We start from the raw sequence: 4782 nt of genomic DNA, 5'->3' as shown, positions 1-4782 counted from the left end.
CCTCATGGTGCACCCCGACGATGCGGACGAAATGAGGCGTGCCCGCCTGGCCCACGAAGCCATCATGCTGCGTGCGCTGGCGCTGGGCGGCACGCTCTCGGGCGAACACGGCATCGGCACCGAAAAGCGGCGCTTTGTCGCGCAGGAAATCGATCCCGCCACGCTGGGTCTGATGCACGCGATCAAACAGCAGTTCGACCCGCACGGCCTGCTCAACCCCGGCAAACTTTTTCCTGATTAAGATGGGCACAAAGGCTTTACAAGCGCAAAAGGCATCTATAGAATGCGCGGCTTCGTTGGGGGTATAGCTCAGCTGGGAGAGCGCTTGCATGGCATGCAAGAGGTCAGCGGTTCGATCCCGCTTACCTCCACCAACTAACAGGAAGTCCGATGCACAAGCTTGGCGTCATCACCACCCTGCTGGGGTTGATACTGAGCGTAGTCGGTCTGATCGTTGGATTTTGGAAAATGTTGAACGGTAGCGAGTACGCCGAAATCTGGCTGGGACTGGTACCATTGGGTTTCGTCGGTTTGCTACTCGGCGTCACCTTGACGCAGCTTTCCAAGAAGTAAGACGGCGCAAGCCGTGGCAACAAAGTTGGCGGTTCACACCGTCGTCCGGGTCCCCATCGTCTAGAGGCCTAGGACATCGCCCTTTCACGGCGGTAACCGGGGTTCGAATCCCCGTGGGGACGCCACAATCCTTTCCGGGTTGTGACACAAATCAAATACATGAGAAAGACACAAAGCGGCCAAGTGCCGCTATTTTTCATTGCGCGTTGCGTTCTGAATCCAGTTTGGCGCCCCGAAGACGAATCGAACGTCCGACCTACCCCTTAGGAGGGGGTTGCTCTATCCACTGAGCTACCGGGGCGTGGCGCGCATTCTACCGAATCCCGCATGGATTGCCGAATCCCTGCGGGATGCACCCGATTGGTGCGCAACCCGGCTATGATGCGGACGGGGGAGAATAAATGAATAAATACATGCTGGGCGGATTGGCTTTACTGCTGCTGCTGGCCAGCGCGCTTTTGTGGATGCTGCGGCCAGGCCCGCAGCGGACGGAAGGCAGCGCCGCGCCGGATTTCGCCTTGCCGGACCAGGATGGCCGCATTCATCGTCTGAGCGATTATGCCGGGCGCTGGCTGGTGCTGTATTTCTATCCCAGGGACGATACGCCCGGCTGCACCCGGGAGGCATGCCGCTTTCGCGACGCCATCGGTGTGCTGGGCGATCTCAACGCGGCGGTGGCCGGAGTCAGCGTCGACGACGCCCGGTCGCACGCCGGTTTTGCCCGCAAACACCAGTTGCCGTTCCCCCTGCTGTCCGACCCGGGCGGGCATACGGCCGCAGCATACGAGAGCCTGCTGAATCTTGGGCTCGTACGATTCGCCCGTCGCCACACCTTCATCATCGCACCCGACGGCCGCATCGCGGCACGCTTCGACAAGGTTGACCCGGCACGCCACGCACAACAAGTGGCCCATGCCTTGCAGGCCCTCCAGCAGGCCGGCATGACGCACTCCAAGGCTGCCACCCTGCCGATAATGGACTAAACATCGATAATGGCCTGAGGCACAAGCGTCTATGCCCATACAACGATTCTCTCTCACCACCGGAACGGCCTTCGTCGCGCTGATCGTCCTGATCTGCGGACTGGCCTTGAACGGCCTGCTGCAATTGCAAACGCTGGGCGAGCAGATGCGCACGGTGGTCGAGAACCATAACCGCAAGATCGACCTCATCACGCAAACCCAGGTGGCGGCGCATCTCCGTACCGACAGTCTGTTCCGCATGGCGCTTGCCGACGATCCATTCGAACGCGACGCCCATTTCCTGGAATTCAACCGCGCCGGCTTCCTGGTCGGGAGCGGGCGCAACGCCCTGCGTCAGCTGGGGTTTTCCGCCTCCGAGCAACGCAGCTTCGATACCCAGACTCTGCTGATCAACGACATCGAAGCGGTGCAGAATCGCGTGGTCGACCTGCTCAAGTCCGAACTGAGCACCGATGCGCACCGGGTGCTGGTGCAGGAGGCCATCCCTATCCAGGAAGCCTTCAACCTGCAACTGGCCGACATGCGAAATCTGTATCAGCAGGCCAACCTGATCGCCCAGCAGCAGGCGCAGCAAACCTACCGGCGCACTTTTCTGCTCACGCTGGCATTCGGCATCGCGGCGATCGTCCTGGCCCTGCTGATCGCCAGGCATACGCTACGGAAAGTCGGCCAGAAATCGCGGCAGATAGACGAGCAGATGGTGGAGCTTGAGCGCTCGCGGGCAGCGCTGCGCGAGGAGGCCACGCATGACCCGCTCACCGGGCTGGCCAACCGGCGGCTGTTTTACGACCGCCTGCAGCAGGCGATCCGCCACGCCCACCGCTATGGCGGCAAGGTGGGCATCCTGTATGTGGACATGGACCGCTTCAAGGACATCAACGACCGGCATGGCCACCACATCGGCGACGCCGTGCTGATGGAGGTCGCGCAGCAGCTACGGGATTGCGTGCGCGAATCCGACTCGGTTGCGCGCCTGGGCGGCGATGAATTCGTGGTATTGCTGGAAGGCGTGCAGGGGCGGCACGACTGCGTCGCCGCCGCGCTCAAGATCGAACATAGCCTGGCCCACAGCACCCGCTTTGACGACCTCCATCTAGGCATCGACGCCAGCATCGGCCAGGCGGTCTATCCCGACGACGGAAGCGACGAAGATGCACTGATTCGCGCCGCCGACGCCGCCATGTACCGGGTCAAATCCGGCTGCGAGTCGGAACGCCAGCGCTGCCTTTCCTTTCAGTGACGCGTCAGCGGGACTTGAAGCGGGCCGCCGCGCGCGCGTGGCGCGCCTTGGCGCTCCAGATCCAGACATACTGCGCTCCGGAAACCACGGCAATGACGAACACAATGCCGAACAGCGGCAACAGCCAGTCGCCCAGCGCCAACAGGCCGGCCAGGCCGGCCAGTACCAGCGTCAGCAGCACGAACTCGGCAAACATATGCGTCTTGCCGAGCCAGGTGGGATGGATTTCCAGATGGCCGGCCAATCCGCGGTAGCTCAGCGCACCCAGCACGATGACGCTGTCGCGCAGCAGGATCGCCAGCGTCACCCACATCGGGATCGCTTCTTCGAGCGTCAGCAGCACCAGCGTCACCAGGCCCAGCGCCTTGTCGGCGACGGAGTCGAGCGCCGCGCCCAGCTGCGTCATCTGGTTCAGCCAGCGCGCCAGCAGGCCATCGATGCCGTCCGATACCGCAGCGGCGAGGAACAGCCAGCAGGCCGCCTCCCAGCGCTGCTGCAGGATCAGCCAGCCGACCACCGGCACCGCCGCCAGGCGCAGCAGGGTGATGACATTGGGCAGGTTGAAGACGCGTTCGCTCATAGGCGTACCGTACTCAACCCAGAGGCTGTCTGGCAAGCTCGTCCCACACCTTGTCGAGCCGCTTGACCGACACCGGGTAGGGCGTTTTCAGTTCCTGTGCGAACAGCGAGATGCGCAGCTCCTCCAGCTGCCAGCGGAAGTCGTCGAGCGCCGCCGGAACCGCGCCAGGACCGCCTGAAAGGCGGGTGTCCGGCGGCGTACCCCTTGCGGGCACCGCGCCCTTCGCCTGATCACGCCGCGCCAGGTATTTGTTCTGCAGCGTCAGCACGCCCGCCATGGCGCGCGCGTCGCGCTGTTCGGCTGCGGGCAGCTTCTCCAGCCGCTTGAGGATGCCGCGCAGATAGCGCGGCAACTCCTTCAGGCGCGCCCACGGCGTGGCGGTGATGAAATCCGCCGGCACCAGCGCCGCCAGGTGCGCGTGCTCGTCGCGCATCACCGCGGTGAACTGCGGCTTGGCGTTGAGGCGCGCCGCCACCTGCGCATGCAGGTCGAGTATCTCCGCCACGTCGCGCACGAGCGCCTGCTTCACCACGGAGATCCTGGGCTTGGCGCGCTCCTTCTGCTTGCCGAAATGCTTTTCGTCGCGCGGCGTGTCGTCGTCGCCCAGAAGCGCGCGCGCGGCGATCGCATCGATCAGGGCTGCGCGCAGCTGCTCGGCGCTGCCAAAGCTGCGGTATTTCAGCGCCAGCGCGGTCTCGCGCGACAGATCCTTGTCGAGCTGCTTGAACTGCGCGGCCAGCGCGATGCGCAGCAGCCGCACGATCCCGCGGCGGGTCTCCATCTGCGCCGCCTCGGCCGCATCGAGCAGGCGCAAGTCGACGCTCTCGCCATTGTCGACCAGCGCCGGGTAGCCGATCAGCTCGCGTCCGCTGCGCCTGAATTTCACCTGCTCGGGCAGGTCGCCGAAATTCCATTCGGCGAGGCCGGTGCGCTCGAACTCGCTGTCCTCGGCGCCGCCGCCGTAGGTGATGCGGGCCGCGCCACCGAGCTGCTGGCGCAGGCTCGCGAGATCGCGGCCGCTGGCGAGCTCCTGCCCGCTGTCGTCGGTCACGCTGAGATTCATCTTCAGGTGCGCCGGCAGCTCGCCCTTCCACTCGTCGGGGTGGACGTCGGCGCCGGTTTTCCTGCGGATGAAGCCGGCGAGCGCGTCGGTGAGCAGGGCCTCGCCCGGCTTCGTCGCCGAGAGGAAGGCGGTCACCGTGTCGGGCAGCGGAATCAGCGGACGGCGCTTGTCCTTGGACAGAAACTTCAAAAGCGCAGTGAGCTTTTCGCGGATCAGGCCGGGCACCATCCAGTCGACCTGCGCTGCTTCGATCCGGTTGAGCAGATACAGCGGCAGGCGCAGCGTCACGCCGTCGAGCGGGTGGCCGGGTTCGAAGCGGTACTTGAGCTGGCATGCCGCGCCG

At 64.5% G+C, this 4782-nt stretch carries 6 protein-coding genes and 3 tRNA genes; 6 read left to right on the top strand and 3 right to left on the bottom strand.

All coding sequences use genetic code 11. From position 1 onward, the window contains the following. From BGO62_RS13465 to BGO62_RS13450, 4 genes are all read left to right on the top strand, one after another. Positions 1–241 (top strand): FAD-linked oxidase C-terminal domain-containing protein (locus BGO62_RS13465; protein WP_296643398.1); only part of this gene is annotated, 241 nt, incomplete at its 5' end. Positions 242–298: 57 nt separating this feature from the next. Further along, positions 299–374 (top strand) — tRNA-Ala (locus BGO62_RS13460). A gap of 16 nt (positions 375–390) precedes the next feature. Then, a complete protein-coding gene (locus tag BGO62_RS13455; RefSeq protein WP_296642306.1) occupies positions 391–573 on the top strand; it encodes a hypothetical protein in 183 nt (60 codons plus the stop codon). A 49-nt stretch (positions 574–622) separates the two neighbouring features. Next, a tRNA-Glu gene (locus BGO62_RS13450) sits at positions 623–698 on the top strand. A 100-nt stretch (positions 699–798) separates the two neighbouring features. Here BGO62_RS13450 and BGO62_RS13445 read toward each other — a convergent pair. After that, positions 799–874, bottom strand: a tRNA-Arg gene (locus BGO62_RS13445). Positions 875–974: 100 nt separating this feature from the next. On the opposite strand from BGO62_RS13445, the gene BGO62_RS13440 reads away from it, so the two are divergent. Together BGO62_RS13440 and BGO62_RS13435 are read left to right on the top strand one after the other, a co-directional pair. Further along, the gene (locus tag BGO62_RS13440) at positions 975–1556 is read left to right on the top strand and encodes a peroxiredoxin (RefSeq protein ID WP_296643395.1); all 582 of its coding nucleotides are present in this window, start codon (positions 975–977) and stop codon (positions 1554–1556) included. A 31-nt stretch (positions 1557–1587) separates the two neighbouring features. After that, positions 1588–2796 carry a diguanylate cyclase gene (locus tag BGO62_RS13435; RefSeq protein ID WP_296643392.1) on the top strand — a complete coding sequence of 403 codons (1209 nt, stop codon included), beginning with the start codon at positions 1588–1590 and terminating at the stop codon, positions 2794–2796. Between the two features lie 4 nt (positions 2797–2800). Here BGO62_RS13435 and BGO62_RS13430 read toward each other — a convergent pair whose 3' ends face one another. Together BGO62_RS13430 and BGO62_RS13425 are read right to left on the bottom strand one after the other, a co-directional pair. Continuing rightward, a complete protein-coding gene (locus BGO62_RS13430; protein ID WP_296643390.1) occupies positions 2801–3376 on the bottom strand; it encodes a CDP-alcohol phosphatidyltransferase family protein in 576 nt (191 codons plus the stop codon). 13 nt (positions 3377–3389) lie between these two features. Then, positions 3390–4782: DUF3418 domain-containing protein (locus BGO62_RS13425; RefSeq protein ID WP_296643388.1), on the bottom strand; the 1393-nt coding region annotated here is incomplete at its 5' end.

Source organism: Thiobacillus sp. 65-1402 (assembly GCF_001897685.1).
Taxonomy (GTDB): Bacteria; Pseudomonadota; Gammaproteobacteria; order Burkholderiales; family Thiobacillaceae; genus Thiobacillus.
This window is presented reverse-complemented; position numbering and strand designations above follow the sequence as displayed.

What these genes read in the sequence shown, in the direction of transcription:
- BGO62_RS13455 (WP_296642306.1), top strand. Translation starts at nt 391, where the DNA reads ATGCACAAGCTTGGCGTCATCACCACCCTGCTGGGGTTGATACTGAGC.
- BGO62_RS13440 (WP_296643395.1), top strand. Translation starts at nt 975, where the DNA reads ATGAATAAATACATGCTGGGCGGATTGGCTTTACTGCTGCTGCTGGCC.
- BGO62_RS13435 (WP_296643392.1), top strand. Translation starts at nt 1,588, where the DNA reads ATGCCCATACAACGATTCTCTCTCACCACCGGAACGGCCTTCGTCGCG.
- BGO62_RS13430 (WP_296643390.1), bottom strand. Translation starts at nt 3,376, where the DNA reads ATGAGCGAACGCGTCTTCAACCTGCCCAATGTCATCACCCTGCTGCGC.